This window comes from Rheinheimera soli, assembly GCF_031457405.1.
Classification (GTDB): domain Bacteria; phylum Pseudomonadota; class Gammaproteobacteria; order Enterobacterales; family Alteromonadaceae; genus Pararheinheimera; species Pararheinheimera soli_A.
Map to the genome: position 1 here is coordinate 118,960 of NZ_JAVDWR010000005.1, position 26,288 is coordinate 145,247.

Consider the following 26,288-nt stretch of genomic DNA (forward strand, 5'->3'; position numbering starts at 1 on the left):
AGCGGCTTAACCCAATGGCATATCCGGGTAGCTGGTTTTGTTTTGCATGCCGAGCAGGTTTTGCATCAACTGGCGCTGCTGGGCCAGCAATTCACCATTTTTCTGATTCAGCTGCTGGCAGAGTTCAGTATGGCGTTGTACTTTGTCGAGCAGTTGCTGACTGGCACTGCGGATTTTTTCCGGCAGTATCGACAGCAAGCGGTCGAAACCCTGATCTGTGGGTTGCAGTTGCAAAGATGCCATGGCGCTGTGGCGTTCAGCCGCATTTTGTTGCAGCAGCTCAAGCAGAGCTGAAGCTTGTTGATTCAGCTGTTCCAGCTCAGCACTTTTGCGCAAATTCATCAGCACATATTGTTTTTGCAATAGCGGGCTAAGTTGCAGCAAGAGTTCAGCGTCCTGTTGCAGTGTACTGATGATTTGTTTCAGCGCTGTCTGGTTCATTTTTTATGAAAATCCAGCATAGCCTGAACTAAGACATCGTCGTCCAGCTGTAATGAGCCTTCAGACAACGCCAGTTTAATTTTGGCGACTTTGTCTAAATCCACTTCACTTTGCTGCTGTAACTGCTCAAAAGCTTGTTGCACTGCTTGTGTGGTGCTGCTGATCGAGGCCTGAGCTTCAGTTGCCGGAACCACAGTCGTTGTGGTTTTGGTCTGGTTGCTTTGACCGTGCTGATCGGTTTTGATCAGGGGTTGAACCTGACTGTATTGATCAATTTTTACCATGATAGTTACCTGAAATTATGACCCGCACTTTTGCCTCTGATTGATCTAAGCGACTGCATGAGAGGAAAACTTTAATGAGATTTAAAAATACTTTGCACTGTCGCTTCGGCCACCACATCGACTTCCAGCACTGTGCCAGAGCTTAAATTTTGCACTTTAATCCGCTGACCTAACTGACCATTTTCCAAAGCCACTCCTTTGGTACTGGCTTCAAAGCCTTCAGCTTGCACCCGGATCAGTACATGGCTGCCTTTTTCGACCAGCAGTTTGTGTTCCAGCACATGGCGGCTGATCACTTGTCCGGCCTGAATTCGGCGTTTGGTTTGCATACCCACTAAAGCTGCAACTTTAAGTTCAACACTCAGTTTGGATTGGCTGAGTTCAGTCAGGCGGGTGCCCAGCATAGCTTCCGTTAAAACTTCGTCTTTTTGAATAGCCCGATTAGCCACCACTACAGGCAACCAAACTCTGACCCTTGCTGTAGCGCGGCTTTGCCAACTGGCTTTATCTTTACAGTTTAAGCTGTAACTGACCCTGCCCCATGGCGCTTTTTGGCTGTTGCTGCGACTAATGTCCAGTTGGTTACAGCGGCCTTGTTTGTCCAGACCTCCAGGCAAAGTGAGTTCCACTTCTTGTTTGATTTTGCCCTCTGCACCGAGCTGGCGCGCGAAACTTTGTACTTCAGCGCTGATATGAGACTGGATCTGTTGTTCCAGCTGTGTTTTGGCAACAACTGCAGTGGGAACACACAGCAGGAGGAAAAATAACCACTTCCGTAGCGGAAGCAAGGCTTCCGCCTTATGGGCATTTTTTGCAATGTTATTAGTGTAAGTCATTAAATTTAATAGCCTTTTAATGATGGCATAAAGCTTGTACTTCCCACCTCACTACTGCTGCATTCACAGGGTACTCAGATGGAATTTTTTAACAAAGCTTTAGGTGTACATCCGTTTTCACTGCAACTTCGCCTCGACAGAGCTGAGATTATCTCAGGCAATCTGGCCAATGTCGACACGCCGGGTTTTAAGGCGAGGGACCTGGATTACCAAAGTATTTTGCAAACTATCGAATCCGATTTAACCAGCCCTTATGGCGCCAGTATGAACTCAGCTGATGTGCGTGCAGAGCTGAAATACCGTTTGCCGTTTCAGCCTTCAGCTGACGGCAATACTGCTGAGTTAAGTGTAGAGCAGGCAAATTTTGCCGCCAACAGTATGGATTTTCAAACCAGCCTGACTTTTCTGAATATGAAAATCAGCGGCTTACACAAAGCCATTAAGGGAGAATAAGCATGTCTTTTTCCGCTATTTATGACATAGGCGGCAGTGCAATGCGGGCTCAGGTGATGCGTCTGGACACTGTGGCTTCTAATCTGGCCAACGCCGATACCGCAGCGTCTAGCGAAGCCGAAGCCTACCGTGCGACTAAGCCAGTGTTCTCCGCTTTATACACTCAGGATTTTGATAACAGATCCATGTCGGCTCAGGTGCAAACTTTAGGTGTGGTGAAATCAGACCGTACTGTAGAGCAACGTTATGAACCAAACAGCCCGCTGGCGAACGCCAATGGCATGGTGTTTTACTCCAACGTCAACCCTGTCGCTGAAATGGCCGACATGATGTCTGCTTCCCGTGCTTTCCAGACCTCTGTGGAAGTGATGAATCGGGTCTCCAGCATGCAGCAGAGTTTGCTGAAGCTGGGCCAATAAGGAATTGACTATGTCTGCAGTGGATAACAACTCACCCATACGCAACACAACACAAAGCGACCAAATCGCCAGCAATGGCAAAACCGATGCTGCGGGTTTATCCAGCATGTTTCTGCAGCTTTTGGTGGCGCAAATTAGTCACCAAAACCCGCTAAACCCTATGGACGGTACTCAGTATGTCAGCCAGCTGGCGGAATTCAGCAGCGTCGAAAGCTTAGAAAATCTCAATATTCAGTCCGGCCAGCAAATCAAATATATGCAAAGCATGCAGGCGATGGAAGCCACCAGTCTGGTGGGCCAAAAAGTGGATGTAAAAGCCGACACTATATCGCTGGAACAACCAGAGCAAGTGCAAGGTGCCATTAACCTTGGAGCCAAAGTAGACAGTGTGGTGGTGCGTTTGTATGACAGCAAAGGTGCTCTGGTGGATGAAATCACACTGCAAGATCCTGCCATTGGCACAGTACGTTTTGCTTTCCCGCAGCAGGAAGCCGGCGCTTACACAGTGCAGGCAGAAGTTCAGCTGGATACCAGAAAACAGCAGGTAGCCACTTATTTAAGTAACGATGTAGAGCGGGTATCTGTGGGCACTGGCCCGGATGACATTATCCTGCAGGTCAACGGCTTAGGTAATCATTACCTTTTTGATATCAACCAGTTGTCTAAAGCAACTCAGAGTTAAGGAACAGAGTAATGTCGATGTTTAGTATTGGCCTGAGTGGCTTAAGTTCGACCCAAAAAGCACTGGAAGTGACATCAAACAATATAGCGAACGCTGGTACCGCAGGTTACAAAACCACCAGCACTGAGTTCTCTGCTTTGTACAGTGGTGGCCAGCACAGTGGTGTTAATGTGTCGGCCACCAGTGAAAACTTTGAAAAAGCAGGCAATCTGGTGGGTACAGGTCAAAGCCTGGATTTAGCCATTACGGGCAAAGGTTTTTTTATCATCTCTGAAAATGGTCGCTTGGCTTATACCCAGGCTGGTCAGTTTAAAATGGATGGCAGCGACCGCAGTATTGTCACCAATAATGGCGATAAGCTGCAGGGTTATGGCATTGATGATCAGGGTAATTTAGTTCCCGGCATTTTAACCGACCTGAAAGTGGAAGCAGGTAATATCCCTGCCAAAGCCACAACCAATATTAACTTTTCACTGAACCTGAATTCAGGTACTGATACGATTAATCACAAATTAACTTATGCGGTTTTGCCCGCAACTCCCCCTACTGCAGCACAGTCTTTTGACCCAAAAGATGGTTCCTCATTTAATTATTCTCAGTCCAGTGAAGTATTTGATTCTTTAGGTAATAGCCATACTTTAACCCAGTACTTTAATCATGCTGGTGGCAATCAATGGGATGTTGTTTATTACATGGACGGCAAGCCTATGTTGTCGACTGCTCTGGGCTTACCTGAAAACACAGCTGTTACAAATCTAACTTCGGCACTGGATGACACTGGGGCTGTAGTACATAACGTTGGTGTAGTGCGTATGAGCTTTGGCACCAATGGCCAACTGTCGCCTTTAGTCACTCCAGCTACTGTTCCGGCAGAAGATAACAATGTCGCTGATCCTGCCGGATTAAGAGAAATTACCCTTGCCTTCAACCCAACGGGCGCTAATGGCATGTCCATCAAACTGGATTTAGTTAAAACCACTCAGTTTGGTTCAGCTTTTGGTTTGTACCAGAACAAAGCTGATGGTTATACCTCAGGTGAATTCAGTGGTGTGGCTGTGGCTGAAGATGGTGGTGTATACGCTACCTTCTCCAACGGTGAAGTGAAATTACAGGGTCAGATCGCTTTGGCTAACTTTGCCAACCCACAAGGTTTAGAAACCGCCAATAACACCACCTGGTATGCCAGTCAGAAATCCGGTGAAGCTTTAATTGGTACTCCATCCGCTGGTAGTTTTGGTGCCATTCTGGCCGGCTCATATATGGGATCGAATGTCGATATCAGCAAACAACTGGTTGATTTGATGTCCTTCCAGCAAAGTTATCAGGCCAATGCGAAAACCATCAGTACTGCAGATGAAATGATGCAGGTTCTGTTTAACGCAGTGTAAGGACTAAAGCATGGAACGTTTGATCCACACCGCAGTTTCAGGGGCTGAATTAGCCCAAACCGCGCTTCGTATTACGGCGAATAACCTGGCGAACGTCAACACCGTTGGTTTTAAAGCCGATATGGAGCAAGCCAAATCACTGCAAATCATGGGCGAAGGCTACCGCACCCGTTTTCAGGCGCAGTTAATGCCTGTTGTCACTGATCTGCAAGCTGGCGCCATGATGGAAACCGGTCGGGATCTGGATGTGGCCGTCAGCGATAAAGGTTTTATTGCTGTGCTGGATGCCAATGGCAATGAAGCTTATACCCGATCCGGTGAATTGCAGGTCGGGGCCAATGGTGAATTAACTGTCAGTGGTTTTGCTGTGATGGGAGCCGGCGCTGCTATTCAGTTACCTGAATTTGGTGACATCGACATCAGCCCTGACGGTACTTTAAACCTGTTGCCTGTGGGCGGCGGTGTGATAGAGCAACAAGAGCGTATCAAGCTGGTCGATGCTGACAATGTGGTGATGATGAAAGGCGCCGATGGTTTATTCCGTGCTCTGGACGGTGAGCCTTTGGATCAGGCTGAAAACATCAGTTTACGTTCTGGTGTATTGGAAGGCTCTAACGTCAATGCGGTCGAAGAGATGGTCAGTACTATGAATATCAGCCGTCAGTTTGAGCTCAATCTGAAGATGATGAAAACAGCAGACGAACTGGCCGTATCCGGCAACAAACTGATTAGCGGTTAACAGGGGAACAACAATGAATTCAGCGTTATGGGTCAGCAAAACAGGTTTAGCAGCGCAGGATATGCGTATGACCACCATTTCCAACAACCTGGCCAACGTCAATACTGTCGGCTTTAAAAAAGACCGGGTGGTGTTTGAAGATTTGTTTTATCAGGTGCAGCGTCAACCCGGTACTCAGGCTGATGAATTGAATCAGGTGCCATCCGGCATTCAGGTCGGTACCGGTGTGCGGGTAAATGGCACTCAGAAAATTTTCACCGAAGGCAGTGCAGAAACCACCGGCAATCAGATGGATTTGGCTATTGATGGTCAGGGCTTTTTTCAGATTGAAAACACAGATGGTGAATTGCTGTACTCCCGGAATGGCCAGTTTCATCTGAATTCAGATGGCTTAATGACCAACGGCAATGGTTTACCTTTGGCGCAAAACATTGTGATCCCTCCGGATGCCACTAAGGTCACTATAGGCACAGACGGCACTGTAACGGCAAAAATTGCTGGTCAGGATGAAGTGCAGGAGCTGGGCCAGATTTTAACAGTCAACTTTGTTAATCCGGCCGGATTAGAAGTACTGGGTGGCAATTTATATCGTGCTACTGCAGCTTCTGGTGAAGCGGTTGAAGGCATTCCTGGCGAAGAAGCTTTAGGTAAGTTGCAGCAGTACACGCTCGAAGGCTCCAACGTCAGCGTGGTTGACGAAATGGTGAATATGATCGCCGTACAGCGGGCTTATGAAATGAACGCCAAAGTGGTGTCTGCTGCCGACGATATGCTGAACTTTATCAGCCAAAGCATGTAAGGAGCTGACTATGCTGCGTTTTCTTCTGCTGTTTGTGCTGTGTAGTCTGACGGCTTGCAGCGCTAAACCTGACAGTCCTCTGGCAGATGACGCTGACTGGGAACGTGGCGCGGCTAATCCTATGGTCAGCCAACAGGCAGTGTCTGCCAGTGCAGGCAGCTTGTATACAGACTCTTATATGTTCACTTTATTTGAAGATAAAAGAGCCTACAGAGTTGGGGATATTCTGACGGTAGAACTGAACGAGCGGACTCAATCCAGTAAAAGTGCCGACAGTGCTGTTGATCGCAGCACCAATATCAACATGGGAGTGCCTTTGCTTGGCAATGCCACAGTGTCTGATTTAGCCATGCAGTTGCGTAATGGTCAGAACTTTGAGGGTGAAAGCAGTGCCAGCCAGCAGAACTTTTTGCGGGGAGCTATCACAGTGCGGGTCACCGAAGTTTTACCCAATGGCTCTTTAACTATTCGTGGTGAGAAGTGGATCAAACTGAATCAGGGTGATGAATACATCCGTTTGCAGGGCATAGTAAGACCCGATGATATTGACGTCACCAACCGAATTTCCTCACAGCGTATTGCCGATGCGCGTATCACTTATGCCGGTAAAGGCAGTATGGCTGATGCGGCTGAACCTGGCTGGATCACCAGGCTGTTTTCTTCTTACCTGAATTTATTCTGACGGGTGACTTATGCGTTTGTTTTGTTTGATTTTACCTGGGCTGTTATTACTGCTGAGCCAGCAGAGTCAGGCTGCTGCGCGGCCTTTATTGGATATTGTGGATATTCAGGGAGTTCGGGACAATCAGTTGGTTGGCTATGGGTTAGTGGTAGGTTTACCCGGCTCAGGTGACAAAGCCCAGATCAAATTTGCTGCCCAGTCGCTGAATAATATGTTGAAGCAATTTGGAGTGCAACTGGACGAAGCCTCGTTACCTAAATCGAAAAACGTAGCAGCTGTGGCAGTGCAAGCCACTTTGCCGCCTATGGCAAGTCCAGGCCAGGCGATAGACGTCACTATTATGTCCCTGGGTGACGCCAAAAGTTTACACGGCGGCAGCCTGATGCTGACGCCTCTGCGGGGCGTAGACGGCAAAGTTTATGCGCTGGCGCAAGGTAACTTAGTAGTTGGAGGCATTAAGGCTGAAGGTTTAAACGGCTCCTCAGTCACAGTGAACGTGCCAACAGCCGGCATTATTCCTGGCGGCGCTATTATTGAGCGCAGTATTGGAAATTTGCAGCAGGACGGCGATTTAGTGCTGAACCTGAAAAAGCCCAATTACAAAACCGCCCGCAATGTAGTGACTGCTATTAACGATATGTTTGGTCCTTCGGTGGCGCGGGCTGAAAACTGGTCAAAACTGGTGATTAGCGCACCTAAAGACGCCGACAACCGCACTACCTTTATGGCCATGTTGCAGGATCTAACAGTAGAAGAAGGCTCACAGCGGCCCAGGGTAGTATTTAACAGTAGAACTGGCACTGTGGTGATCAGCAATGAAGTTCGGGTGAAGCGTGCAGCCGTCAGCCATGGCAGCTTAACTATTACCATCAGTGAGCAGGAAGGGGCCAGTCAGCCTATGCCATTCAGCAGGGGTGAAACTTTACCTTTGCAAAACAGCAGTGTGGATGTAACCCAGCAAAACGCCAATATGATGGTCTGGCCTGAAGGCACTTCGCTCGACACTATAGTGCAGGCGGTTAATAGTTTGGGCGCAACACCTACCGAGCTGATGTCTATTTTGCTGGCGCTGGATAAAGCCGGGGCTCTGGATGCTGATGTGGTGGTGATTTAACGATGAAGATAGATGCAATGAGTCAGAAATTGGCCTTTGACCCTCAATTTGGCCTGCAGATCGACAAAAACCAATCACAAAGCGAGTCTTTACAGCAAGTTGCTGAACAGTTTGAAACCTTATTTTTGCAAATGGTACTGAAAAATATGCGTTCCGCCAGTGATGCCCTGACTGGCGATGAAGGCATGTTCAGCAGCAATGAACAACTGATGTTCCGTGATATGTACGACAGTCAGATGGCACAGTCTATGGCCAACAACAGTAAAACAGGTTTAGCTGAGCAAATAGTGCGGCAATTTTCGGGCAGTACAGAAAATTCTGAAAATAAATTTAAGCCAGAGACGGATTTAGTCGCTGAGTCTTTGTATCAGGATTATGGTGCCCCGGCTTTAACTCAGCCGCTTCAGGTGCCTGTACGTCAGAGCGAGCCCACTGAATGAGTATGTTATCGAACGGAGTCTCAGGACTTAACGCGGCCAACGCCGGATTAAATGCCGTCAGTCAGAACGTGTCTAACGCTGCGGTGAAAGGCTATAGCCGTCAGACCGTAGTGTTGCAAACCAATGATGGTGCACTGAATGGCGTGAAAGTAACCAAGTTTGAACGTGTGGTGGATAACTTCCTCAATGCAGATATCTGGCGTACTCAGTCGGATTTAAATTACTACGAAAGTTATCAGGATTATCTGGGCTATCTGGAAGAAGTATTAGGCACAGATTCATTAAACCTGAATGACGCTGTGGCTGACTTGAGTGCGGCATTCAATGCCGCCTTATCCTCACCTGAATCACCAGCTTATCGCCAACAAGTGATCTCCTCGGCCAACGCTATGGTGCAGGATTTGCAACAGCTGGATGGCGCTTTAACAGGTCTGGTGCGCAAGCTTGAATTTGAAATGAAAGCTGTGACAGATAACGTCAACTCAGTGTTACAGGAATTGGCAGACTTAAACCAAAAAATCAGCAAAGAAATAGCCTTGGGCCGTGATGCCGGCACTTTACTGGATACACGTGAGCAAGCGGTGAATCGCTTGTCTGCTTTTATGCAGGTCGACGTGATGCAGGAAGACAATGGCAGCATAAACATTTCTGCTTTAAACGGTGCCCCGCTGGTGATGTCTGGCAAAGCCGCAGTTCTGTCTGTGGCTGGCACACAAGTTACAGCAACTTTTAATACCCAGCAGTTTTCAATTTCAGGCTCGGCCGGGGGCAGTTTGGGTGGCTTGTTGCGGGTTAAATCTGAAGTGCTGGACCCGGCCCGCGCTGAATTAAATAATTTAGTCACAGGCATTGCCGACAAGGTGAATGCCGCACTGACGAATGGGTTTGATTTAAATGGTGATCTGGGATTGCCCTTGTTTACCTACAATGCGGCTGACCCGCTAGGCAGTATTCTGGTAAACCCTGCTATGACCCAGGACAAACTGGCTTTTCGTGGTAATGCGGGAGGAGTGCCTGCAGGTGGTGTCGGGGACAACAGTAATCTGGTCAAAGTGATCGACTCGATGAAAGGTGTCGCTTCGGGTTACGATGGTCTGATCGGTAAACTGGCTATTCAGAGTAAACAAGTGCAGGCCAGCGTAAAAACAGCTCAGGTGCTGAATGATAAAGCCGTTGCATCCCGTGAAAGCATCAGTGGTGTCAACCGTGACGAAGAGGCTGCCAATTTGTTGTATTACCAGCAACTGTATCAAGCAAATGCCAAGGTGATCAGTACGGCCGGGCAGATGTTTGACACCCTGATGACGATGTTCTGAGGAGAAGAAGATGCGGATAAGCAGTAGCCAGTATCACGAAACGGCGATACGGAACATCCAGACCAGCAGTCAGAAGTACAGTCAGCTGTCAGTGCAGATGGCAACCAATCAGCGTATCACTAAACCTTCGGATGACCCGCTGGGCAGCGTGTTGGTGTTGCGGCTTGATTCTGAGCTGACTTCGCTGGAGCAATACGGTAAAAATATGAAACTGGTGACTTACACTTTAAGTCAGCAGGAAACGCAGTTAAGCAGTATGAATAACTTACTGTTGTCTGTGCAGTCTTTAGTCACAGCGGCGGCAGATGCGTCGTACGGTGCAGATGAACTGAAAGCTATGGCGAATGAGCTTGCCGTGCTGATGCCTGGTATTGTCGATTTACTCAATGCCAAAGACGGCAATGGCAACTACTTCTTTGCTGGCAGTGAAATCGATCAGCCACCTTTTGTCAAAGACGGCACCGGCCAATATGTTTATCAGGGGGATGCTTTAGTACGTAAAGTTTCAGTGTCACCTAACACTTTAGTGGATGCCAATATAGTGGGTTCAGATTTGGTGCCTGGTGCAGCTTTCCTCAATGACTTACAGGATTACGTTGCTTTAATGTTGACTCCACCGGCAACTGGTGTGGGTGCAGAGTCACGAGTTATGCTGGATAAGCTCAGTACTACTCTTGGCAATACCACCTCTGCTATCACAAAAATAGGTGGTATTATCAGCTCTTTGGAAACACTGGAGTTTACCAATACAGATATAGCTCTGTTTACCGAAAACCTGCGGGATGATTTAACAGCTGTGCATTACCCTTCCGCTTATATTGAAATGAACAATGCTTTGGCATCTTACGAGTCCACTTTAAAAGTCTACAGTTCAGTGTCAAAACTGAGCTTGTTTAGTCAACTCTAAGTTGGGATCTCTCTCATGTTAATCGATAGCCTGAAACAACTGACCAGTAGCACAGCGGCGCTTAATACCGCCAGCAAAGCGGCTCAACCTCAGGCTGTCGAAACGAAGACAACAAAAACCGGCACCAGCCGCGGTGGTTCCTTACAACAGCAACTGGACACTTTAAGCCGCTGGAGTGTCAGTGCTGACGTGTCACGCCAGTTAGCAAAAAACCAGCAGGCTGAACAACAGATCCGCCAGTTGTATCAGCAGCTTGAACAGTTAAAAAAACAGCTGGATTTGCCACAGTCTGCCGGGCAAAAACAGCAAATCAGTCAGCAGCTGCAGCAACTGGAAAGTCAGTTAAAGCATAAAAATACTGCTCTGACCCCAGCCTTGCAGCTCAGTAGTCAGCCGGCAGGTCAAAGCCAATGGCAACTGAATAGTAAAATTGACTTACTAAGTCCACGCAAACAAGCCGAATTGCTGACTATTGGTTTGGCTGAAGGACGACAAGTTCAGCTGAGTTTTCCTGCAGGCCAGTCGGCGGATGCCAGTCTGGCGATGATGCAGCAGGAGTTTGCCAAACATCAGATTGAACTGAAATCACAAGGTTCAGTACTGATATTTAGCGCAGCAGCGGGCCAGAGCCATCTGCTAAGCCAGCCCTGGCAAATGCAGGGGGAAGGCATACGCATTGCAGCTGGCAATCCGGTGCAACTACGACTACAAAAACCTGAAGGTCAGTTGAGTGTGCTGGCGCAGCAGGCCCAGCAGATGGACAATCAGCAGAGTTATCAGGCTGAACTGGCTCAGGTGCAACAAAAGCTGCAGCAGATGTTAAGGCAAGTGCAGTCGGAACGTCAGGTGCTGGTGGCTAAACTGAATGCATTGCGGATGGCTGATAGTCAGCAAAGTGAACAGCAGGTTTCTGCGGTCAGTCAGGAGCTGAAAGTACAAATGCAGCAAGGTGCTGCCTCCTCTTTATCCGCCATTATGGCGCAAGGCAATGTCACCCGCAGTTTAGTGGAGTTCGCATTAGCTGATTGATATCTTTCCTGTAGTTGGGCGCTGCACAGGCAACAGTTCAGCGCCATTTTTTTTCAAAGCGGTTTTAAAAATTATTAAAAAAAAATTTTAGTTCCGGCTATGAGGTGTCGCTTTATAGTTTTGAGCAACATGCATAGGAGCAAACTCAAATGGCTTTATCAATTCAATCAAACGCAGCTGCAACCACAATCCGTAACCAGTTAAACCGCACTAACGAAGGTTTGTCTGTAGCTTTAGAACGTTTAGGTACAGGTTTCCGTATCAACTCAGCAAAAGATGACGCTGCAGGTTTACAAATCGCTACTCGTCTGAGTGCGCAGCTGGTGGGGCAGGAAACTGCGATGAGCAACGCTGCAAACGCCAGCTCAATGTTGCAAACCGCTGAAGGCGCCTTTGATGAGATGACTAACATTGCTTTCCGTATGAAAGAATTGGCAACTCAGGGTGCGAACGGTACCAACTCAGATGATGAATACACTGCTTTGGGTGGTGAGTTTGACGCTTTAAAAGCAGAGTTAGAGAACATCATGACGAATACTTCGTTTGGTGCTGGTACTGCACTTTTGAGTGGCGGCAAGTTAGCTACAGCAGTAACTTTCCAGATTGGCGCATCAGCTGCTGAAACTCTGGAAGTTGACATTGAGCAGGAAATTACAGATGTAGATGACGCGATTGCCGCCTTCACTGGCTTGGGTGATCAGGCTGACTCGTCTACATCAATGGCTGAAGTGGATGACCTGCTGACTGCTATTGGTGCAGCCCGCGCTAACCTGGGTGCTTCAATGAATCGCCTTGATCACACGATCAACAACTTATCTAATATGGCAGAAAACACCAGTGCTGCGAAAAGCCAGCTGATGGATGCTGATTTTGCTAAAGAAACTTCTAACATGACTAAGCAGCAACTGTTACTGAACTCAGGTATTTCTGTACTGAGCACAGCCAACACCACCACTCAGATGGTGAGTCAGCTGTTACGTTAATCGAGCCCGGGGCTAAGGATAGCTCCAACCGCACCCCATTAAGTTTCGGCTTAATGGGGTTTTTCCCGAATTGAATTTAGCAGGAAAGCGTTATGGCATTTTCCAGTATAGATCCCGCCTATCTGGCTCAGCAGTACACTCAAATTGAGCGTGCGAGCAAAGATAACGTGTTAAAAGCGCAGCAGAACAGATTCTCCACATTACTTTCTTCTTACAAAAAACTGGAAACATCGCTGAGCAGTATGCAGGACCTGCTAAAAAGCTTCACCAAAGATAAAGAATTATTAGCCAATACAGCCACGACCAATCAGGATTCTGTGTTGGGTGTAAAAGTTGGCGGCAATGCAGTCGCTGGCGATTATGAAATTTTTGTGCAACAGATAGCTCAGCACCATCAAATGTCTTTAGCCTTTAACAGCACAGATACCCTGCCCGCCGATGGTCAGTTTCAACTGACGGTCGCAGGTGAGTCTTTTTCGGTTGATTTATCCACGTTATCTCCGGGTGCCGGCTTAACTGGCCTGGCTACAGCCATCAATAAAGCTGCAGATAACAGCGGTGTGCAAGCCACAGTTGTGCGCAGTGGAACACAGTCTTATCTGGTGCTGACCAGCAAAGAATCTGGCGCAGCCAATGCTATTAGTATGAATTTTGTGCCAGGAGCCGATACCTCAGGTGCCGATATTGGTGCAGCAGTGGCTGGAGCCACCCAATTAAAGGCAGCACAGGATGCTATTGTGAAGTTAGGCGCTGAAAATGCCATTACCGTGACTTCAGCCAGCAACCAGCTGGAGAATGTGATTGCAGGGGTGACTATTGATCTGAAAAAAGCTCAACTGGGCACGGATCAACCTGTACAAATAAAAGTGGAACAGGATCCGAAAGCTGTAGAAGAAAAACTGAAAAAGTTTGTCGATGGCTACAATGCGCTGATCAAACAAATCAGCTCTGATTCCAGTTTGAACTCGGATACTATGGCACGGAGTATCAGCAACCAGATGCGCCAATCCTTTCAAAAACTATATGAAGGCACTCCCTTAAGTAGTATAGGTATAGCCTTTGATCGTAACGGTGTTTTATCTGTAGACAGTAAAAAACTGTCATCGGCTTTGTCTGAGAATCCAACGAAAATTGAAGATATGCTGGTAGGCAATTCAGGCTTGTTCAGTGGCTTGCAGGCCTCATTAGAACCTTTTACCAAGCGCTCAGGCATGATGAAAAGTAAGCAACAAACTATTCAGGCTAGTCTGGATATGGTGACAGAAAAACAAAAACGGCACGATTATTCCATGGATATGGTTTACAAACGTTATGTCGCGCAGTTTACCCAAATGCAGGTGACTATGGCGCAGCTGGAAAGCTCAATGTCGCAGTTTTAAGAGGTTAGCTTATGTTAGATTTTGCTCAGGGTTATCAGGCCTACCAAAATACCAGTGTTAATGTAAAAGCCTCTGGCGCAGATATCCACAGTTTAGTCCTGATGTTATTTGATGGCTTTTTGGATGAACTGGCACGGGTTGAAGGCCATATTCAGGCCAAAAGGTTTGATAAAAAGGCCGCTGGTGTCGAGAAGTTATTAAAAATTCTCGGTGGTCTGGATGCCTCATTGGATCAGGACAAGGGCGGCGAAGTCGCGGCCAATATGCATAATTTATACCAACATTGTGGCCACAGTATTTTGCGCGCCAGTATGAAAAACAATGTTGCTGAGCTGGAGCATGTGCGGGAAGTGATGACCAATCTGCAGGAAGGCTGGCAAGGTTTACTGAATAAGGCCTAAACTGGTTTTTTGCTACCAGGCAGGGGCAGAGTAAAGTTTTACTCTGCCCCTGCGCCTTTTTAAGGAGGAACTATTTTTTTATCAGGTTCCGCCCAGCGGAAGTTTTACTTCCTCCCTCTGCTTTATATCCATAACAAACCCTTATAAATCATATAGATATTTTGTGGCGTGCTTTTTGCTGAATCAGTTGGTTATCCGATAATTTGGTGAGTCTGATGTCTGTCTATGTTGCGAAGTCCAACCCTGCCCTGATGCAGATCCAACAGCTGTTGTTGCAGATGCAGCAGGCTATGGTGGCGGGTAAGTGGTTGCAGGTGCAGGACTACGATCGCCAAATCAGCGCCTTGGTACTGCAGATTAAACAAGGTAAAGATCGTCAGGAGTTGCAGCATGAATTACAGCTGGTGAAACAGCGTTATCAGGCCTTACTGCAGCTGGCTAAACGTCAGCAACAAATGTTAGAGCAAAAAATGCAGCGGTTTCAGGACACTAAAACTGCCGTGGTGGCTTATCAACTCACCACTGAAGCAACACTGGAGCATAACAGCTGATGACCATGCCGGTTTTTGCCTTATTAACACCTGTTGTAGTACCGCCGCCATTAACTCAGAGCCAACCTGCGCTGATGGACTATTCCGATAGCCAGCAACAGTCCTATTCTGACGATCTGGCAACCTTGCTGGCCGGTATGGAAGCTGCACTGACTGAGCTTGATACTGAACTGCAGCAATTGCCGGAAGCTACTGATGCCACAGGCCCTGCTCTGGTGCAGAGTATGTTACCTCAGCCATTGTTATTTGCTCTGGTGCCTGAAACCGAAATGGCGGCACAACCGACAGAACCAGCCATGCCTGCTACCGCCGGGGATTCTGCTGAGTTATTGACTAAAGCATCAGAACAGCCAGCGCTGCCAATCGCAGTTTTGCCATTGCCTCCAGAGCGGAAAACAGCAGCAACAACACAGAGGCAGTTGCCGCCGCAGCAGAGCAGCACTGAGTTACCAGCTTCGGGAGCTTGGCCAGTCTCCCGACATGTTGCGGATCTCAGACTACAAAATACGTCGTCTTTGATGTCAGCATTAAATCCAAATCTGACCAGTCAGTTTAATAGCCTTGCCCCTGTGAACCCACAGCTGTTGAACACAGAGCTTTTTACTCCAGTCGCAGCAACAACTGCTGGTCATCTCGCGGCAACAGCGAGTTTACCTGTCTGGCAAGCGGATCCTATGCCGGCACAAAGCCAGCACTGGGGGCAACGTCTGGTGCAGATGCTGGCAGATAAAGTCGATTTACAACTGGGTTTAAACGTCAACAAAGCTTTGATCCGGCTGGACCCTCCGTCATTGGGCAGCATTGAGCTGTCGGTGCAACTGGATGGGGATCGCCTGACGGTACAGATGCACAGCAGTAATGCACAACTGCGCGAAGCTATGGGGCAAGGGCTGGAGCAGTTAAGAGCCAGTTTGCAACAAAAGTTAGGCTCTGATGTGCAGATCGAACTGCGAATGGGAACAGAGAGCTCATCCCAGCAGCAACAGCAGCAGGCTCAGCCACAGCTGACACAGCAGGCAGAAGCCAACTTTTATGCCGAGCCTGATGCTGAGCAGCCAACAGCATCCAGAGCCAGCGCACAGAATTTAATGAATCAACTGGTTTAAAACGGACAAAAGGAAAAAGAACCAATGAATAAGATGGTGGTGTTACTTGGAGTTTTATTGGTTGGCGCTTTGGGCACAGCTGGTTTTTTTTGGTTTCAGGCCGGGCAAAGCAAAGCTGCAGTGCAGGAAGTGAGCATAAAACCACTGTTTTTCCCTATGGAAAAGTTTGTGATGAGTGTGAACAGCGACCCGAATTCGCGTTATCTGGTGCTGGAACTGACCTTAGTGACCCATAAGCCGGACACCATCACCGCCTTAAAAGAAGCCACGCCATTATTACGTAACGCTATGGTGGAGCATTTTGCCAAAAGCAGTCATCTGGAAGTCAAGCTGGCGATGCAACAAATAGAAGAAGTACAGAAACTGCTGTTAGGCCGCTTTAACCAGACACTTGCAGACAACAAGTTCGATGATCAGCTGGATAACGTGCTGATCACTAACATTTTTATTCAGTAGGTACCAGCATGCTGGCAGAAAGTCTCTGGTCAGATACCGAAACCCAAAGCTCATCTGCTTTGGCCGTCAGCAATGAAAACCAGTTGTTGGCTCAGTACAGTTTCCTGGTGAAAAGAGCGGCAGGTCATTTGCGCTCTTTATTGGGACCTGTGGTTGACTCAGACGATTTACAGCAAATAGGTTTGTTGGGGTTGTTATCGGCACTGCGGCGTTATGGCAAGAGCCCGGACGAGTTTTTTGAAGCCTATGCCTTTAAACGTATTCGCGGCTCCATGCTGGACGAGTTTCGTCGTGCTGACTGGCGGCCACGGCAGTTGCGTCAGCAAGCGCATCAGTTCCGTGATGCCAGCCGTGAATTAACCAAAACTTTAGGCCGGGTGCCGAGCCATGACGAATTGGGTAAGCACTTAAAAATTGATGCAGCTCAGCTGTCAGAGCTGATGTACCTGACACAGGCTGAATCGATGGAAAGCCTGGACCAATTGCTGGAGCAACAACAACACGAACAGTTAGGTGAAACCAGTCTGTCAGCGCTGGAATTAAAACTGTCGTTAAAAAAAGCCATGGCGTCATTACCTGAGCGCTGCAGATTGCTGCTGCATCTGTATTACAGCCATGAACTGAATATGAAAGAAATAGCGCTGGTACTGGAGCTGACGGAATCCAGAGTTTGTCAGTTGCATAAGCACTCTATTGATTTACTGAATAAAAAACTGGCTCAGTGGTAAAAGGACGGAACAAAAACAATGCAAAGACTAATGGGTTTTCTGGTTGTACTTGCTGCGGTAATTGGCGGCTTTATGATGGCTGGTGGTAACGTGGCTATGCTTTGGCAACCTACTGAGTTTGTGATTATTTTAGGTGCCGGTGTTGGTGCTTTGATCATAGGCAACAGCAGCTATGTGCTTAAAGAGATGATGGGTCAATTAAAAGCACAGTTTGTGAAACAGCCGGATCAAAGCCAGTTGTACAAAGAGCTGTTGATGCTGATGTATCAGTTGCTGGAAACCATTCGCAGTAAAGGCTTTCGTGAACTGGAAGATCATGTCGAAAGTCCGCAAACCAGCTCTATTTTTATCTCTTACCCTGCAGTATTAGACAACCCGGAATTACTGGTGTTTGTTTGCGACAACGTGCGTTTGCTCAGCATGGGAAAAATTAATGCTTATGATCTGGACGCGTTGCTGGAGCAGGAAATTCAGACCATAGAACAGCAAAAACTCAAACCATCTTCAGCTTTACACGGTATAGCCGAAGCCATGCCTGGTTTTGGTATTTTGGCCGCTGTGGGTGGCATCATTATCACTATGCAGCATCTTGATGGCTCTTTAAGCGAAATCGGTTATCACGTCGCTGCGGCTCTGGTTGGTACTTTTATTGGTATTTTTGCCTGTTATTGCTTATTTGAACCCCTAAGTTCGGCAATGGATGCTTATGTCCGAAAACAAACAGCCTTGTTTGAATGTGTGCGAGCTGTGCTGGTGGCTCATGCCAAAGGTCATGTGGCTGTGGTCGCTACGGATTCTGGCCGCAAGCTCATTACCGAAGATCTGAAACCGTCTTTCACTGAAATGGAAGACTGGATCAATAACAAGGCGGCCTGATGAACGACTCAGTTCCGGTGATCATCAGACGCAGCAGACCAACTAAAGGCGGCGTAAAAAAAAGCAATGGCGCCTGGAAAGTGGCTTTTGCTGATTTTACGCTGGCGATGATGGCGTTTTTTATGGTGCTGTGGATTTTAGAAGTCTCCAGTGTCAAAGAGCGTACAAAAGTGGCGTCTTATATGCGCACTCAGTCCATTTTAGGCGGCAACAGTCATCCTTTTGATGCGATGAATAGCCCCTATCCTGTGGATTTAGGCGGTACTCCTTCCCCCATCGAAATGGCGGTATCTGTGCATGAACCTCAACAAAGTTTTGTCGCGGGCATGTCGGCTCATTTGCAAATTCCTGAAGGTAAAAAGGAGCCTTCAGCAGGTGTGGGTGAAAAACTTAATTCGCTGATCAGTGGCCAATACGATTCACCACCGGATTTAAGTTTGTTAGCTCAGGCGTTTCAGAATTTTGCACAAGTGAATCAGGCCGAAGCCAATCTGGTGATTGAAGCTATGCCAGCCGGACTGCGTGTGGTTATCCGCGACAGTGAAAACCGTCAGATGTTTCAGCGCGGTCAGGTACAAATGACGCCTTATTTTGAAGACTTACTATTAAAGCTGGCACCGGTGTTTTCCCGCATCCACAACAGATTATTAATTTCGGGCCACACAGACGGCACTGCCTTTAACAGCAGCCAATACAGTAACTGGGAATTGTCGGGCGACAGAGCCCTGCAGGCACGTCAGGTTTTGGCTGCTGGTGGTATGCCGGTGCAGCGTGTGGCTCAGGTCAGCGCTTTTGCTGAAACCATGTTACTGAACAGAGCCAGACCCGGGGCCAGTGAAAACCGCCGCATAGAAATTCTGATCCTGACAAGCAAAGCAGAGCAGCAGTTAAAAGACATGTTCTCCAGCGACAACCAGCAGAACGAGCTGAATAAAGCAGCCGATGCTGCCCGTCAGAATCAGCCTGTTTTACGCACAGATTATCAGGATTGATATGCCGTATTTACGCCAGCAACCAGGTCGCAGTTTCTACCGTTGGTATTTTTATGACCCACAGCAGTCTCTGCAAACCCAGACCAAGGGCATAGCGGTGAAGTTAAAACGTCCAGGCTGGTTTGGTGGTGAGATTGGCAGTGCTGTGGTGAAAGACATGAGTATGGGCGGTGCTGGTTTACTGGCTCCGCTGAAAGATAAAGTGCCGGATGAGTTTTGGGTGCTGTATGACAAAAGCACCCAAGTCAAAGCCAGAGTCTGTTACCGCAAAGCCATTAACGACAAGCTGGAATTTTTGGGCCTGGAATGGCAAGGCAAAGACAGAGCTGTACGCCTGACTCTGTTACGCAAACTCAGACGGCGTGCTTTTACATTAAAGCAGGACAATTTTCGATTGGTTGAAGTCAGCCAACAGCAGAACTTAGGGTAGCGGATGATTCTTACAGAGACTGAACAAAAGTTGTTAAGCGGGGATTTGGCTTTGGTCGCGACACCTTATGCCTTAACCCGGCAACAACGTAGTTTTGAGGCTGCCAGCCAAAGATGCAAAAGCCGTCTGGCTGATCTGAGTAAAGCCTTACAGGCTGAATTAGGCCGGATGCTGACCGATGTGGTGTTTGATCTGGACCTTAATTTATGCAGTGGTGTTGGGCTGGACAACTGGCTGGCAGAGCCAGGTATTTTACTGTTGGATGCAGGTTTGCCATTGGACAAAGACCGCTCTTGTTATATGTCGATTGATCATTTGGCAGTGCATAACATGGCAGATTTATGTCTGGGTGGGCAACTGACAGACAAAACACAAATTCAGGAAAAAGTGGAATTCAGCAGTTCGGAAAACCGTATTTGCTGTCGTTTATTGCAAAAGCAAGCGCAGGCATTGATGCAGTTGTTGTTTAACCAGCATCTGCCGCTGGCCGCACATTTGTACAAACAAAAACTACAGCTGCCCGCTTTTAGTTACCTGCCGCTGAAAGTTCGTTTAATTCTGGAGAAAGAGGCCGTCAGTTGGTTTTTATGGCTGCCTATAGAACTGTTTTTACAGGACAACGATGAGTTGTTCAGCAACACAGAACAAGAAGCCTGCCCGCTGCAACTGGAGTGGCAGCAGGTTCCGGTGCGTTGCACAGTCGAAATGGCCCGTAAACAAGTCACAGTCAAGCAATTGCAAGGCTGGTTACAGGGAGAAGTATTGGCCATTGAGCTCTTTAGCTCTATGCGTTTCCAATTGGGTAAACAGGTGCTGTTTCACGGCACTGTGGCCGAAGAAGGTCAGGTTTTAATGTTTCAGGTCACTCAAAAACAGGAGAAATGATGATGAGCGAAGTGCAAAGCAATACAGACAGCATGATGGATGACATCAGTATGTTGGATATGGGTGAGTTGTTTGGCGAAGATAAAACAGCAAAATCCGTGGGTGGCATGGGTATGGATATGTTCCGTGACGTGCCTTTAACTGTGACCTTAGAAGTGTCGAGCACAGAAGTCACCTTAGGTGAGCTGAGTAGTGCTGAAGCAGGTGACGTGTTGCCACTGGATAAGCCTATTGGTGAACCTCTGGATGTGAAAGTCAACGGTGTGTTATTTGCCAAAGCCGAAGTAGTGATGGTGAATGGTAAATACGGCCTGAAGTTTGTATCGACTCAACAGAGCCAGACCCGTCATGCCTAAGCTGTTTTTGGCTTTGCTCAGCTTGATGTTGCCATTGGGATTATCAGCTCAGGATATGACCTTGTTGTCTGTGACTGACAGTGCAACAGGGCAGGATTACAGCGTCAAGCTGCAAATTCTGCTGCTGATGACGGTGTTGAGCCTGATCCCTGGCATAGTGCTGATGATGACCTCTTTTACCCGCATTATTATAGTGTTGGCGATTTTACGTCAGGCACTGGGTTTAGCTCAAAGTCCGCCCAACCGGATTTTAATTGGCATAGCCTTAATGCTCAGCCTGCTGATTATGAAACCTGTATGGCAGGATATTTATCAAAATGCCTTTAAGCCTTATCAGGCGCAAAGCATGACGCTGGAACAGGCCATAGCGCGGGCTGAACAGCCGGTGCGGCAATTTATGCTGGCGCAAATTCGTGAAAACGAATTGCATCAGGTATTAAAAATTGCCAATGAGCCCACCACCAAAGCAGCTGCAGATCTGACTTTTGATGTGCTGTTACCGGCTTTTGTGTTGAGTGAGCTGACCACAGCTTTTCAGATCGGTTTTATGTTGTTTATCCCGTTTTTAATTATTGATCTGGTGGTTGCCAGCGTACTGATGTCTATGGGCATGATGATGTTGTCTCCGCTGATTATCAGCTTGCCTTTTAAGCTGATGATTTTTGTACTGGCTGATGGCTGGTCTATGGTAGCTGGTACTTTAGCTGCAACTTTCGGAGCAGCTCCATGAATACGGGCATGGCGACACAGCTGATCAGCGACGCCATTTTTACCATTATCGAAATTTTACTGGTGCTGATAGTGCCAGGCCTGCTGCTGGGCATTGCGGTCGCTGTATTTCAGGCTGCTACTTCCATTCAGGAGCAAACCCTGACCTTTTTACCCCGTATGCTGCTGACGCTGTTAATGGTGGTATTTGCCGGCCATTGGCTGATCCAGAAGTTGCTGGACTGGTTTGCCAATTTAAGTCAGATGATCCCGGCCATGTTGGGATGATAGCCGGATGAGTTCGTTATTAAGTCTTACAACGGATCAACTGATGGTGTGGTTTGGCACCTTGTGGTGGCCTTTTGTCCGGTTGGCTGCATTTTTTTGGGCTTTGCCTGTCTTCGATAACCCCGCAGTGATGCCCAGAGCCCGCATTATTCTCGCACTGTTTTTAAGCTTTTTATTGGCGCCTTCTATCGAAGTCAAAGCCATAGACCCTTTTTCGCTGGAAGGCGCAGTGGTGACGCTGGAACAGGTGATTTTTGCCGTCATTATGGCGGGTGCAGTGCGGATGTTATTTGAAGTGCTGGCGCTGGTTGGCTTGATGGTGTCTATGCAAATGGGCTTGTCGATGGCGATGATGAACGATCCGGCCAGCGGTGACTCAGTCTCAGTGCTCAGCCAGTTGTTTTGGGTGATGACAGCTTTATTGTTTTTTGCCTTAAACGGCCATTTGATCAGTCTGCAAATTATGGTCGACAGTTTTAGCTTATGGCCAGTCGGTGCCAGTTTGTATCAGCTGGATTTGATGTTGTTGGTGAACTTGTTTGGCTGGATGTTTGGTGCTGCTTTGATGGTGGCATTGCCTGTCATTATTGCCATGCTGCTGGTGAATTTAACTTTTGGTATCGCCAGCCGTTCTGCCCCCAGTATGAACCTATTTTCTTTAGGTTTTCCAATGACGCTGCTGTTAGGTTTTGTCTGTGTATTTTTAACCTTAAGCCAAATGGGTAATCACTTTTCTGTTCTGGCTGAGCATGTGCTTGGTGTGATGCAATTGATGATGAGCTAAGGGTTCAGCATGTCAGAAAATACCGGCCAGAACAAAACCGAACAACCTACGGAGCAGCGGCTTAAGAAATCCCGCAAAGAGGGGCAGGTCGCGCGCTCGAAAGAACTGAATACAGCCTTGTTATTGTTACTCGGCAGCGCGTCTTTATTCTGGTTTGCTGACTTGTTTATGCAGCTGTTTTATCAGTTAGTACAAAGTAGCTGGCAACTGGATAAAGACTCGCTCAAACAGGGTGATTTAATGACAGGCGCTATAGCAGAGGCCTTGTTGGCCATGCTGGGGGCCAGTCTGCCCTTTTTACTGACGTTATTTATAGCCAGTTGGATAGCTGGCATCTTGCCGGGAGGCGCCATTTTTTCCGGTAAATTGCTGGGGCCAAAATTCAGTAATATGAATCCGATTTCAGGTTTGAAGCGGATGTTTGGCAGCGAGAGTTTGGTCGAGTTAGCAAAGTCTATTTTGAAAGTGCTGTTGCTGGGGGGCTGTTTGTGGGGATTGATGAGTCACCTGGCGACCCGCTTACTATTTTTGCAGCGTATGGATTTAGCCACTGCAGCTAAAGATGGTTTGCAGGTACTGTCATTCAGTCTGATGATGCTGGCTTTAGTGTTGTTGATAGTGGCCGTGATCGACGTGCCTTTTCAGCAGCACAAAGTGGCCAGCAAACTAAAAATGACCAAACAGGAAGTGAAAGACGAACGCAAATCAACAGACGGCAATCCAGAAATTAAAGGCAGGATCCGGCAAATTCAATACCAGATCGCTAACAGGCGTATTGAGGATAGGGTGCCGACAGCGGATGTGATTATTACCAACCCCACTCATTATGCGGTGGCACTGAAGTACTCAGAACAAAAAGCCAAAGCGCCTTATGTGGTGGCAAAAGGGGTGGATCAGATGGCATTGCGTATTCGTGAACTGGCCGCCACTCATCAACTGGAAGTGATTGAATTACCGCCTTTAGCCCGTGCTATTTATTTTTCGACCCGGGTTGATCAGGAAGTGCCTAAAGGTCTTTATACCGCAGTGGCTTATGTACTGACCTATGTGATGCAACTCAAAGCTTATAAACAGGGGCGGGGTCAGAAACCTGCACCTATACCCGATATTTTTATTCCGTCCAGCCTGCAAAAACAGGCCAATGAGCGAGGAAGTACATTGTGAACTGGCGTTCTTTTACTCAACCCTACACCGCAATTCCTGTGTTATTGCTGGCCGTGTTGGCCATGGTGGTGTTGCCTTTGCCTGCCTGGCTGCTGGATGTGTTATTCACCTTTAACATAGTGTTGTCGATCATAGTTCTGCTGGTGGCCGTGTCCAGCCAAAAGCCGCTGGATTTTTCGGTATTCCCAACCGTTTTGCTGGTGGCGACTTTGATGCGTCTGACACTAAACGTGGCATCGACCCGGGTGGTGTTACTGAATGGTCATGAGGGGACCCATGTAGCGGGTAATGTAGTACAAGCCTTTGGTGAAGTGGTCATCGGCGGCAACTATGTTGTGGGTATGGTGGTTTTTATCATTCTGATGATTATCAACTTTGTGGTGATCACCAAAGGGGGCGAGCGTATCTCTGAAGTGGCAGCCCGTTTTACCCTGGACGCCATGCCGGGCAAACAAATGGCGATAGACGCCGACTTAAATGCAGGTTTAATAGCGCCTGAGCAAGCCAAAGAACGGCGTCAGACCATAGCCAAAGAAGCCGACTTTTATGGTTCTATGGACGGTGCGTCCAAGTTTGTCCGGGGTGATGCTATAGCGGGTTTAATAATCTTAGTGATTAACCTCTTGGGTGGTGTGGCTATAGGCGTCTTTATGCACGGCCTGGGTATGGGGGAGTCTTTTCAGCGTTTTGCCTTATTAACCATAGGTGATGGTTTAGTGGCACAGGTGCCGTCATTACTGATGTCGGTCGCCGCAGCTATTATTGTCACCCGGATGAATGACGAAGGCGAAATGTCAGACGAAGTAGGCCGTCAGTTGCTGGCGTCCCCTCGGGTGTTGCTGACTGCCGCCTTCATTATGACAGTACTGGGTTTAGTGCCTGGCATGCCCACAGCCGCCTTTTTAATTTTTGCCGCCCCTTTGTATTTTGCTGCCTGGCGTTTGCAGCAAAAAGCCGATGGCCGCAGTTACACTGAAGTGGAAGCTCTGACTGAAAAAATCAGTCAGGAACCTGCAGCTTTGGTCTGGGATGATTTGCCTTTTATCGACCGTATTTCGGTAGAACTGGGGTTTCGCCTGGTGTATCTGGCGGATAAAGAACAAGGCGAAAGCCTGCTGCAAACCTTAAGAGGTGTGCGCAAAACCTTGTCGGAACAATCCGGCTTTTTATTGCCTGAAGTAAGAGTGCGCGACAGCTTAAAACAGAATCCACAAGAGTACCGTATTAAGCTGGCGGGGGTACCGCTGGCCTCAGGCAAATTACAGCCACAAAAGCTGTTGGCACTGAACACCGGCGATATTTATGGCCAGATGGATGGTGAGCTGACCGTTGATCCGGCTTATGGTTTAGAAGCGGTCTGGATAGAACCGGAACAAAAAGCCAAAGCGCTGAATTTAGGTTATTCAGTGGTAGATGCCGCCACAGTCATAGCTACTCATGTTGGCAAAGTGATTAAAGAAAATCTGGCTGACTTGTTTTTGTTTGAGGATATTAAGCAATTTAATAAACGTCTGGCTGTAGTTGCTCCGACTCTGGCTGAAAGTTTAGAAAAAGCGCTGACGCCAAATCTGCAGTTAAAAGTGTACCGTTTACTGCTTAAAGAGCAGGTCAGTGTAGGTGATGTAGTGACTATAGCCACAGCTTTGGTCGACAGTGCTGAAGTAACCAAAGATCCAATTTTACTGACCAGCGATGTGCGCTGCGCTTTGCAAAGAGTGCTGGTAAAACAAGTGCTGGGAGAGCGGGAAGAACTGGCGGCCTATAGCCTTGATGAAAAACTGGAGCAAACCTTACAAAGTGCATTAAATCAGGCCATGCAGGCCGGGAAAGTGGCACTGGATAGTTTTCCGGTGGCGCCTAATTTATTGAGCCAGTTCCAGCGTGCTATGCCACAGGTGAAAGAACAAATGCAACGCCAAGGCTATCAGCCGGTATTGGTTGTTTTGCCACAATTAAGACCTTTGCTGGCCCGTTATGCCCGTACTTTTACCCAAGGATCGCTGGTTGTGTTGTCTTATAACGAAATTCCGGAGCAAATTCGGGTCAATGTGTTAGGTACTTTGGGCTAAAGGCGACTAAAAAACGACAAAAAAAGATCTCCACTTAAACCGCTCATCGCGTAAAAGAGTGGATTTAGCGTAATTCAGGCTGAATTCATAGTTGGCTTTTACTTTGTCACCAAAAGGTCATGTATTATAGTTAACATATGTATGTTATTGAACTTTAATGGTTTTTAACTTAATTCTAAAGAAAAATCTGTGTTTTTGCTGGAAAGTGTTTTTTTGGTTAAATAATTGAAAACCATAAAATAAAGCTTGCAGCCAGTTTTTTTTTGTTTATTGTAGATCATTAAGTGAGAGTTCATTTTTGTTCAGAACCTCATTTTTCTAACAAGCTTAGAAATTAAAAGGCAAACTGGCTTAAAGGTCAGGACGCAAAGCCTCCGGTCTAAGGATCTGAAAGGATCTATGATAGCGGGGTTGCATTAGCAAGCGGTCACTCAAAAGGTGAACCTGAAGGTTGGTCATTGATGATCAGGCTTTGGTTTTGCCTGCTCAGGTGAATACAAAACAGATCCGTTCCGGCTTTGGTTTTTTGTGTGCCTGTCTGCTTTTTTTGCCTTTTAATACCTTTGGTTTGTAGTTGGCGTTGTTGTCGATTGCGGTTTTACG

The 26,288-nt window shown here is 47.6% G+C and carries 32 protein-coding genes and 1 riboswitch; of the genes, 29 read left to right on the forward strand and 3 right to left on the reverse strand.

Features of this window, described 5'->3' with window-relative positions; translation table 11 throughout:
- Positions 1 to 6 precede the first annotated feature (6 nt).
- From flgN to flgA, 3 genes are all read right to left on the reverse strand, one after another.
- On the reverse strand, positions 7 to 441 hold the full coding sequence (gene flgN / locus J2W69_RS10050; RefSeq protein WP_310277607.1) for a flagellar export chaperone FlgN: 435 nt from the start codon (positions 439 to 441) through the stop codon (positions 7 to 9).
- Entirely contained in the window at positions 438 to 725 is a 288-nt protein-coding gene (gene flgM / locus J2W69_RS10055) for a flagellar biosynthesis anti-sigma factor FlgM (RefSeq protein WP_310277609.1), read from the reverse strand. Before flgM ends, flgN begins: the two co-directional genes overlap by 4 nt.
- A gap of 71 nt (positions 726 to 796) precedes the next feature.
- Positions 797 to 1,561: a flagellar basal body P-ring formation chaperone FlgA gene (flgA, locus tag J2W69_RS10060; RefSeq protein WP_310277612.1), complete on the reverse strand. Its 765-nt coding sequence runs from the start codon at positions 1,559 to 1,561 to the stop codon at positions 797 to 799.
- A 78-nt stretch (positions 1,562 to 1,639) separates the two neighbouring features.
- On the opposite strand from flgA, the gene flgB reads away from it, so the two are divergent.
- The 29 genes from flgB to flhA all read left to right on the forward strand — a co-directional run bounded on the left by flgB (position 1,640) and on the right by flhA (position 25,685).
- Positions 1,640 to 2,014, forward strand: a complete 375-nt coding sequence (gene flgB / locus J2W69_RS10065) for a flagellar basal body rod protein FlgB (RefSeq protein ID WP_310277614.1) — start codon at positions 1,640 to 1,642, stop codon at positions 2,012 to 2,014.
- 2 nt (positions 2,015 to 2,016) lie between these two features.
- Entirely contained in the window at positions 2,017 to 2,433 is a 417-nt protein-coding gene (gene flgC, locus J2W69_RS10070) for a flagellar basal body rod protein FlgC (RefSeq protein WP_310277617.1), read from the forward strand.
- Between the two features lie 10 nt (positions 2,434 to 2,443).
- On the forward strand, positions 2,444 to 3,115 hold the full coding sequence (locus J2W69_RS10075) for a flagellar hook assembly protein FlgD (protein WP_310277620.1): 672 nt from the start codon (positions 2,444 to 2,446) through the stop codon (positions 3,113 to 3,115).
- Between the two features lie 11 nt (positions 3,116 to 3,126).
- Positions 3,127 to 4,503 (forward strand): flagellar hook-basal body complex protein, encoded by a 1,377-nt coding sequence (locus J2W69_RS10080; protein WP_310277623.1) that lies wholly within the window; start codon positions 3,127 to 3,129, stop codon positions 4,501 to 4,503.
- 10 nt (positions 4,504 to 4,513) lie between these two features.
- Complete coding sequence (locus tag J2W69_RS10085; RefSeq protein WP_310277627.1) at positions 4,514 to 5,242, forward strand: flagellar basal body rod protein FlgF; 729 nt, start codon at positions 4,514 to 4,516, stop codon at positions 5,240 to 5,242.
- Positions 5,243 to 5,255: 13 nt separating this feature from the next.
- Positions 5,256 to 6,041 (forward strand): flagellar basal-body rod protein FlgG, encoded by a 786-nt coding sequence (flgG, locus tag J2W69_RS10090; RefSeq protein ID WP_310277630.1) that lies wholly within the window; start codon positions 5,256 to 5,258, stop codon positions 6,039 to 6,041.
- A 10-nt stretch (positions 6,042 to 6,051) separates the two neighbouring features.
- The gene (flgH, locus tag J2W69_RS10095) at positions 6,052 to 6,723 is read left to right on the forward strand and encodes a flagellar basal body L-ring protein FlgH (RefSeq protein WP_310277634.1); all 672 of its coding nucleotides are present in this window, start codon (positions 6,052 to 6,054) and stop codon (positions 6,721 to 6,723) included.
- Between the two features lie 10 nt (positions 6,724 to 6,733).
- The gene (locus J2W69_RS10100; protein WP_310277638.1) at positions 6,734 to 7,837 is read left to right on the forward strand and encodes a flagellar basal body P-ring protein FlgI; all 1,104 of its coding nucleotides are present in this window, start codon (positions 6,734 to 6,736) and stop codon (positions 7,835 to 7,837) included.
- Positions 7,838 to 7,854: 17 nt separating this feature from the next.
- The gene (locus J2W69_RS10105; protein ID WP_310277641.1) at positions 7,855 to 8,277 is read left to right on the forward strand and encodes a rod-binding protein; all 423 of its coding nucleotides are present in this window, start codon (positions 7,855 to 7,857) and stop codon (positions 8,275 to 8,277) included.
- The gene (flgK, locus tag J2W69_RS10110; protein WP_310277643.1) at positions 8,274 to 9,593 is read left to right on the forward strand and encodes a flagellar hook-associated protein FlgK; all 1,320 of its coding nucleotides are present in this window, start codon (positions 8,274 to 8,276) and stop codon (positions 9,591 to 9,593) included. The genes J2W69_RS10105 and flgK overlap by 4 nt, the downstream gene beginning before the upstream one ends.
- 10 nt (positions 9,594 to 9,603) lie before the next feature.
- The gene (flgL, locus tag J2W69_RS10115) at positions 9,604 to 10,500 is read left to right on the forward strand and encodes a flagellar hook-associated protein FlgL (protein ID WP_310277646.1); all 897 of its coding nucleotides are present in this window, start codon (positions 9,604 to 9,606) and stop codon (positions 10,498 to 10,500) included.
- A gap of 15 nt (positions 10,501 to 10,515) precedes the next feature.
- Positions 10,516 to 11,529, forward strand: a complete 1,014-nt coding sequence (locus tag J2W69_RS10120; RefSeq protein WP_310277649.1) for a hypothetical protein — start codon at positions 10,516 to 10,518, stop codon at positions 11,527 to 11,529.
- 149 nt (positions 11,530 to 11,678) lie between these two features.
- On the forward strand, positions 11,679 to 12,512 hold the full coding sequence (locus J2W69_RS10125) for a flagellin N-terminal helical domain-containing protein (protein ID WP_310277652.1): 834 nt from the start codon (positions 11,679 to 11,681) through the stop codon (positions 12,510 to 12,512).
- Positions 12,513 to 12,604: 92 nt separating this feature from the next.
- Entirely contained in the window at positions 12,605 to 13,891 is a 1,287-nt protein-coding gene (gene fliD / locus J2W69_RS10130) for a flagellar filament capping protein FliD (RefSeq protein ID WP_310277655.1), read from the forward strand.
- Positions 13,892 to 13,902: 11 nt separating this feature from the next.
- Positions 13,903 to 14,292 (forward strand): flagellar export chaperone FliS, encoded by a 390-nt coding sequence (gene fliS / locus J2W69_RS10135; RefSeq protein WP_264344249.1) that lies wholly within the window; start codon positions 13,903 to 13,905, stop codon positions 14,290 to 14,292.
- Between the two features lie 215 nt (positions 14,293 to 14,507).
- The gene (locus tag J2W69_RS10140; protein WP_310277661.1) at positions 14,508 to 14,843 is read left to right on the forward strand and encodes a hypothetical protein; all 336 of its coding nucleotides are present in this window, start codon (positions 14,508 to 14,510) and stop codon (positions 14,841 to 14,843) included.
- A complete protein-coding gene (locus J2W69_RS10145; protein WP_310277663.1) occupies positions 14,843 to 15,949 on the forward strand; it encodes a flagellar hook-length control protein FliK in 1,107 nt (368 codons plus the stop codon). Before J2W69_RS10140 ends, J2W69_RS10145 begins: the two co-directional genes overlap by 1 nt.
- Positions 15,950 to 15,973: 24 nt before the next feature.
- Positions 15,974 to 16,405: a flagellar basal body-associated FliL family protein gene (locus tag J2W69_RS10150; RefSeq protein WP_310277666.1), complete on the forward strand. Its 432-nt coding sequence runs from the start codon at positions 15,974 to 15,976 to the stop codon at positions 16,403 to 16,405.
- A gap of 8 nt (positions 16,406 to 16,413) precedes the next feature.
- Entirely contained in the window at positions 16,414 to 17,133 is a 720-nt protein-coding gene (locus J2W69_RS10155) for a FliA/WhiG family RNA polymerase sigma factor (protein ID WP_310277669.1), read from the forward strand.
- An 18-nt stretch (positions 17,134 to 17,151) separates the two neighbouring features.
- Entirely contained in the window at positions 17,152 to 18,009 is an 858-nt protein-coding gene (motA, locus tag J2W69_RS10160; RefSeq protein WP_310277672.1) for a flagellar motor stator protein MotA, read from the forward strand.
- Entirely contained in the window at positions 18,009 to 19,001 is a 993-nt protein-coding gene (locus tag J2W69_RS10165; protein ID WP_310277675.1) for a flagellar motor protein MotB, read from the forward strand. The genes motA and J2W69_RS10165 overlap by 1 nt, the downstream gene beginning before the upstream one ends.
- Before the next feature lies 1 nt (position 19,002).
- Positions 19,003 to 19,431, forward strand: coding sequence for a PilZ domain-containing protein (locus J2W69_RS10170; protein ID WP_310277678.1), 429 nt, complete (start codon positions 19,003 to 19,005; stop codon positions 19,429 to 19,431).
- A 3-nt stretch (positions 19,432 to 19,434) separates the two neighbouring features.
- Positions 19,435 to 20,316, forward strand: a complete 882-nt coding sequence (locus J2W69_RS10175) for a FliM/FliN family flagellar motor switch protein (RefSeq protein WP_310277681.1) — start codon at positions 19,435 to 19,437, stop codon at positions 20,314 to 20,316.
- Entirely contained in the window at positions 20,316 to 20,672 is a 357-nt protein-coding gene (locus J2W69_RS10180) for a FliM/FliN family flagellar motor switch protein (protein WP_310277683.1), read from the forward strand. Before J2W69_RS10175 ends, J2W69_RS10180 begins: the two co-directional genes overlap by 1 nt.
- Entirely contained in the window at positions 20,665 to 21,402 is a 738-nt protein-coding gene (fliP, locus tag J2W69_RS10185) for a flagellar type III secretion system pore protein FliP (protein ID WP_310277686.1), read from the forward strand. The genes J2W69_RS10180 and fliP overlap by 8 nt, the downstream gene beginning before the upstream one ends.
- Positions 21,399 to 21,668 (forward strand): flagellar biosynthetic protein FliQ, encoded by a 270-nt coding sequence (locus J2W69_RS10190; RefSeq protein ID WP_310277688.1) that lies wholly within the window; start codon positions 21,399 to 21,401, stop codon positions 21,666 to 21,668. Before fliP ends, J2W69_RS10190 begins: the two co-directional genes overlap by 4 nt.
- A gap of 7 nt (positions 21,669 to 21,675) precedes the next feature.
- A complete protein-coding gene (fliR, locus tag J2W69_RS10195) occupies positions 21,676 to 22,452 on the forward strand; it encodes a flagellar biosynthetic protein FliR (protein WP_310277691.1) in 777 nt (258 codons plus the stop codon).
- Between the two features lie 9 nt (positions 22,453 to 22,461).
- A complete protein-coding gene (gene flhB, locus J2W69_RS10200) occupies positions 22,462 to 23,616 on the forward strand; it encodes a flagellar biosynthesis protein FlhB (RefSeq protein ID WP_310277694.1) in 1,155 nt (384 codons plus the stop codon).
- Positions 23,613 to 25,685, forward strand: a complete 2,073-nt coding sequence (flhA, locus tag J2W69_RS10205) for a flagellar biosynthesis protein FlhA (RefSeq protein ID WP_310277697.1) — start codon at positions 23,613 to 23,615, stop codon at positions 25,683 to 25,685. The genes flhB and flhA overlap by 4 nt, the downstream gene beginning before the upstream one ends.
- Before the next feature lie 330 nt (positions 25,686 to 26,015).
- Positions 26,016 to 26,104, forward strand: a riboswitch (cyclic di-GMP riboswitch).
- Positions 26,105 to 26,288 lie beyond the last annotated feature (184 nt).

What these genes read in the sequence shown, in the direction of transcription:
- J2W69_RS10085 (WP_310277627.1), top strand. Translation starts at nt 4,514, where the DNA reads ATGGAACGTTTGATCCACACCGCAGTTTCAGGGGCTGAATTAGCCCAA.
- fliS (WP_264344249.1), top strand. Translation starts at nt 13,903, where the DNA reads ATGTTAGATTTTGCTCAGGGTTATCAGGCCTACCAAAATACCAGTGTT.
- J2W69_RS10155 (WP_310277669.1), top strand. Translation starts at nt 16,414, where the DNA reads ATGCTGGCAGAAAGTCTCTGGTCAGATACCGAAACCCAAAGCTCATCT.
- flgG (WP_310277630.1), top strand. Translation starts at nt 5,256, where the DNA reads ATGAATTCAGCGTTATGGGTCAGCAAAACAGGTTTAGCAGCGCAGGAT.
- flgN (WP_310277607.1), bottom strand. Translation starts at nt 441, where the DNA reads ATGAACCAGACAGCGCTGAAACAAATCATCAGTACACTGCAACAGGAC.
- flgK (WP_310277643.1), top strand. Translation starts at nt 8,274, where the DNA reads ATGAGTATGTTATCGAACGGAGTCTCAGGACTTAACGCGGCCAACGCC.
- J2W69_RS10105 (WP_310277641.1), top strand. Translation starts at nt 7,855, where the DNA reads ATGAGTCAGAAATTGGCCTTTGACCCTCAATTTGGCCTGCAGATCGAC.
- fliD (WP_310277655.1), top strand. Translation starts at nt 12,605, where the DNA reads ATGGCATTTTCCAGTATAGATCCCGCCTATCTGGCTCAGCAGTACACT.
- J2W69_RS10075 (WP_310277620.1), top strand. Translation starts at nt 2,444, where the DNA reads ATGTCTGCAGTGGATAACAACTCACCCATACGCAACACAACACAAAGC.
- flgH (WP_310277634.1), top strand. Translation starts at nt 6,052, where the DNA reads ATGCTGCGTTTTCTTCTGCTGTTTGTGCTGTGTAGTCTGACGGCTTGC.
- flgL (WP_310277646.1), top strand. Translation starts at nt 9,604, where the DNA reads ATGCGGATAAGCAGTAGCCAGTATCACGAAACGGCGATACGGAACATC.
- flgC (WP_310277617.1), top strand. Translation starts at nt 2,017, where the DNA reads ATGTCTTTTTCCGCTATTTATGACATAGGCGGCAGTGCAATGCGGGCT.
- flgM (WP_310277609.1), bottom strand. Translation starts at nt 725, where the DNA reads ATGGTAAAAATTGATCAATACAGTCAGGTTCAACCCCTGATCAAAACC.
- flhB (WP_310277694.1), top strand. Translation starts at nt 22,462, where the DNA reads ATGTCAGAAAATACCGGCCAGAACAAAACCGAACAACCTACGGAGCAG.
- J2W69_RS10150 (WP_310277666.1), top strand. Translation starts at nt 15,974, where the DNA reads ATGAATAAGATGGTGGTGTTACTTGGAGTTTTATTGGTTGGCGCTTTG.
- motA (WP_310277672.1), top strand. Translation starts at nt 17,152, where the DNA reads ATGCAAAGACTAATGGGTTTTCTGGTTGTACTTGCTGCGGTAATTGGC.
- flgA (WP_310277612.1), bottom strand. Translation starts at nt 1,561, where the DNA reads ATGACTTACACTAATAACATTGCAAAAAATGCCCATAAGGCGGAAGCC.
- J2W69_RS10100 (WP_310277638.1), top strand. Translation starts at nt 6,734, where the DNA reads ATGCGTTTGTTTTGTTTGATTTTACCTGGGCTGTTATTACTGCTGAGC.
- J2W69_RS10140 (WP_310277661.1), top strand. Translation starts at nt 14,508, where the DNA reads ATGTCTGTCTATGTTGCGAAGTCCAACCCTGCCCTGATGCAGATCCAA.
- J2W69_RS10175 (WP_310277681.1), top strand. Translation starts at nt 19,435, where the DNA reads ATGATTCTTACAGAGACTGAACAAAAGTTGTTAAGCGGGGATTTGGCT.
- J2W69_RS10180 (WP_310277683.1), top strand. Translation starts at nt 20,316, where the DNA reads ATGATGAGCGAAGTGCAAAGCAATACAGACAGCATGATGGATGACATC.
- J2W69_RS10165 (WP_310277675.1), top strand. Translation starts at nt 18,009, where the DNA reads ATGAACGACTCAGTTCCGGTGATCATCAGACGCAGCAGACCAACTAAA.
- fliP (WP_310277686.1), top strand. Translation starts at nt 20,665, where the DNA reads ATGCCTAAGCTGTTTTTGGCTTTGCTCAGCTTGATGTTGCCATTGGGA.
- J2W69_RS10190 (WP_310277688.1), top strand. Translation starts at nt 21,399, where the DNA reads ATGAATACGGGCATGGCGACACAGCTGATCAGCGACGCCATTTTTACC.
- J2W69_RS10145 (WP_310277663.1), top strand. Translation starts at nt 14,843, where the DNA reads ATGACCATGCCGGTTTTTGCCTTATTAACACCTGTTGTAGTACCGCCG.
- J2W69_RS10080 (WP_310277623.1), top strand. Translation starts at nt 3,127, where the DNA reads ATGTCGATGTTTAGTATTGGCCTGAGTGGCTTAAGTTCGACCCAAAAA.
- fliR (WP_310277691.1), top strand. Translation starts at nt 21,676, where the DNA reads ATGAGTTCGTTATTAAGTCTTACAACGGATCAACTGATGGTGTGGTTT.
- flgB (WP_310277614.1), top strand. Translation starts at nt 1,640, where the DNA reads ATGGAATTTTTTAACAAAGCTTTAGGTGTACATCCGTTTTCACTGCAA.
- J2W69_RS10170 (WP_310277678.1), top strand. Translation starts at nt 19,003, where the DNA reads ATGCCGTATTTACGCCAGCAACCAGGTCGCAGTTTCTACCGTTGGTAT.
- J2W69_RS10125 (WP_310277652.1), top strand. Translation starts at nt 11,679, where the DNA reads ATGGCTTTATCAATTCAATCAAACGCAGCTGCAACCACAATCCGTAAC.
- J2W69_RS10120 (WP_310277649.1), top strand. Translation starts at nt 10,516, where the DNA reads ATGTTAATCGATAGCCTGAAACAACTGACCAGTAGCACAGCGGCGCTT.